Genomic DNA, 260 nt, shown 5'->3' with positions numbered 1-260 from the left:
GGAGAGAGCTGAATGAGTTATCGAATTCGGCATGCCACCCATGATGATCTTGCTTTTGCGCGGGATCTGACCTGTCGCAACATGCTGCGCTATTACATTGACCACGATCTGTTGTGGCAGGACGAGGCATTCGACGCAGGCTGGCAGCATCGTGAGAACTGGATGATCCTTCAGGATGAACTGCTGATCGGCTTTGTCAGTCTGAGCCAGGATGCCCGAGCGCTGTACATACGCGAATTGCAGATTGATCAGCCCTGGCA

General features: G+C 53.5%; 1 protein-coding gene. It reads left to right on the top strand.

From position 1 onward, the window contains the following. Positions 1-12: 12 nt before the first annotated feature. On the top strand, positions 13-260 hold a 248-nt coding region (locus AAEY83_RS16280; RefSeq protein WP_351060693.1), incomplete at its 3' end, for a hypothetical protein.

Origin of the sequence: Psychrobacter sp. TB20-MNA-CIBAN-0197 (assembly GCF_040309765.1) — a bacterium.
GTDB lineage: Bacteria > Pseudomonadota > Gammaproteobacteria > Pseudomonadales > Moraxellaceae > Psychrobacter > Psychrobacter submarinus.
Note: the sequence above shows the minus strand (reverse complement) of the source record. Positions and strands in the feature narration are given on the sequence as shown.